Here is a 3,134-nt window from a genome sequence, read left to right as displayed (position 1 = left end):
TACGACCACCAGGACCTGCCCTTCGAACGCCTCGTGGAGGAACTCGCCCCCGACCGCGACCTGTCCCGCAACCCCCTGTTCCAGACGATGTTCGTGCTCCAGAACACCCCTGACGGCCACGCCTGGCAGCTGCCCGGCGCGGCGGTGGAGCCGTTCGCCGTCCGCGAGGAGGAGGCCAAGTTCGACCTGACCCTGATTCTCACCGAGCGGCCCGACGGCTCGCTCGACGGCGATCTGGTGTTCGCCCTCGACCTGTTCGCACCGGACACGGCGGAGCGGCTGGCCGGGCACTTCACCACGCTGCTGTGCGCGGCGGTCGCCGGCCCGGAGCGCCGACTGTCCGAGCTGGAGGTGCTGACCGGTGCCGAGCGGCGCCGGTTGCTGGCCGAGTGGAGCGGGACGGCGTCCGCCGCGGACACCGGGGCCGAAGCCGGGGCCGGGGCTGGGACGACGGTGCACCGGCTCGTCGAGGAGTGCGCCGCCCTGCGGCTGGACACGACGGCGGTGCTCTCGGCCGCCGGAGAACTGACCTATCGGGAGCTGAACGCGCGGGCCAACCGGCTCGCCCGGCACCTGCGTTTCCGCGGAGCCGGTCCCGGGGCCGCGGTCGCCGTGTGCCTGGAGCGCGGCCCTGAGCAGATCACCGCACTGCTCGCGGTACTCAAGTCCGGCGCCGCCTACCTGCCGCTGGATCCGGAGCACCCCGCCGACCGGCTCGCCTACATGGTCGCGGACGCGCGGGCCGCGCTCGTGGTCACCGACAGCGCCCGGGCCGCACGGCTGCCCGACGAGCCCGGCCGGTTCCTCACCGACCGGGACTGGCCGTCCCTCGCGGACCTGCCGGCCCACGACCCGGAACCCGCAGCGTCCTCCGGTGACCTGGCGTACGTGATCTACACCAGCGGATCCACCGGCCGGCCCAAGGGCGTCGAGATCGAGCACCGCAGCCTGGTCGGCCTGGTCCGCTGGACGGCCGACACCTTCGGTGCGGCCCCGGGACGGCGTGTCGCGCTGCTGGCCGGGGTCGGGTTCGACGCGGCGGCGTGGGAGTTGTGGCCCGCGCTGGCGACTGGTGCCACCGTGTGCGTACCCGACGACACGGTGCGGCTGACGCCGGCGCTGCTCCAGCGCTGGCTGAGCGAGCGGCGGGTAACGGGCACCTTCGTCTCGACGCCGATGCTGGAGTCGCTGGCGGCCCTCGACTGGTCGGAGCCGACCTCCCTGGAGTACGTGCTGACCGGTGGTGACGCGCTGCGCCTGCCGGCCGGGCTGCGCCTGCCCTTCCGCATCGTCAACAACTACGGGCCGACCGAGTCGACGGTGGTGACGACCTCGGCCGAGGTCGTCACCGGTACGGCCGTGCCGCCGATCGGCCGCCCGGTGCGCGGCACCTTCGTGTACGTGGTGGACCGGCACGGCCGGCCGGTGCCGACCGGGGTGCCGGGTGAACTCCTCGTTGGTGGCGCTGGGCTGGCGCGCGGATACCGGGGGCAGCCGGGCCAGACGGCGGAGCGGTTCGTGACCGCCGACGTCGACGGCACACCGCGCCGGGTCTACCGCACTGGGGACCGGGTGCGCTGGCTGGCCGACGGGCAACTGGAGTTCCTGGGGCGGCTGGACGACCAGGTGAAGCTGCGTGGGCACCGCATCGAGCCCGGTGAGATCGAGGCGGTGCTGCTGGCCGGCCCCGACGTCGCCGCAGCCACCGTCGTCGTCCGCGAGGACGCCCCCGGCGACAAGCGGCTGGTCGCGTATGTCGTCCCGGCAGCGGGCGCTACGGTGCGCGGCGAGGCCCTGCGTGGGCGGCTGCGCCGTGAACTGCCCGACTTCATGGTGCCGTCCGCGTTCGTGGCGCTGGAGCGGCTGCCACTGACCCCGAACGGCAAGGTGGACCGGCGGGAGCTGCCCGCGCCTGAGCCCCGCGCATCCGGGGCCGGCGGTCCGGCCGCTCGTACTCCGGTCGAGCGCGCGATCGCGGCGGCCTGGTCCCAGGTATTGGGCACCGAGGTCACCGGTGTGGACGACAACTTCTTCGAGCTTGGCGGCCACTCCCTGCTCGCCACCCAGGTGACGTCACGGCTGCGGGACGCGCTGGGTGTGGAGGTGCCGGTGCGGGAGCTGTTCGCGGCACCCACCGTCGTCGGGCTGGCCGCGGCCGTGGCGGAGCTCGCTGCCGACGGGACGGCCGGTGCGGAGCGAATCGTGTCGGCCGACCGGACCGGCGGGCCACTGCCGCTGAGCTTCGCCCAGCAGCGGCTGTGGTTCCTCGACCAACTGGAGCCCGGACGCGCCGAGTACGCCGTGCCCTTCGCACTGCGCGTCAGCGGTGCGTTGGACACCGATGCCCTCGACGTGGCGCTGACCCGCATGCTGGCGCGGCACGAGATCCTGCGGACGAGGTTCGTCGCCGACGACGACGGTGAGCCGGCGCAGGTCGTCGATCCGCCGGCGCCGGTGCACACGGCCGTCCACGACCTGCGGCACATCGCCGACACCGAGGAACGGCAGGAGGCGGCACGGCGCTTGGCCCGCGCGGAGGCCGCCCTCCCGTTCGACCTGGCGGCGGGACCGCTGCTGCGCGCGCACCTGGTGCGGCTGGCCGACGAGGAGGCGCACCTGCTGCTGACGGTGCACCACATTGCCTGCGACGGCTGGTCGGAGCCGGTCATGGCGCGCGAACTGCGGGAGGGTTACCGGGCGGCGACGACCGGCATCCCGCCCGAGGACACGGAACTGCCTGTGCAGTATGCGGACTTCTCCGTGTGGCAGCGACAGCAGCTCACCGGTGACGTGCTGGAGGGGCAGCTGGCGTACTGGCGGGAGCGGCTCGCCGGGGTGGAACCTCTGGAACTGCCCACCGACCACCGCCGTCCGGAGGGGCGGCCCGGAGGCGGCGACACCGTGACGTTCGAGGTGAGCGCGGCAGTGGCCGCCGGGCTGAGGAAGGCGGCCAGGAGTGGCACCGCGAGCCTGTACATGGTGCTGCTGGCTGCCTTCCAGGTGCTGCTGGTCAAGTACGCCCGCCAGGACGACGTGACCGTCGGCAGCCCGGTCGCCGGTCGTAACCGTGCCGAGACGGAGGATCTGATCGGTTTCTTCGTCAACACCCTCGTCCTGCGCACCGACCTGTCCGG

The 3,134-nt window shown here is 73.6% G+C and carries 1 protein-coding gene; it reads left to right on the top strand.

Features of this window, described 5'->3' with window-relative positions; translation table 11 throughout:
• Nucleotides 1-3,134: non-ribosomal peptide synthetase (locus tag ABTZ94_RS37040; protein ID WP_351207785.1), on the top strand; the 3,134-nt coding region annotated here is incomplete at both ends.

The sequence above is a fragment of the Streptomyces sp. NPDC002785 genome, from assembly GCF_040295565.1.
GTDB lineage: Bacteria > Actinomycetota > Actinomycetes > Streptomycetales > Streptomycetaceae > Streptomyces.
Note: the sequence above shows the minus strand (reverse complement) of the source record. Positions and strands in the feature narration are given on the sequence as shown.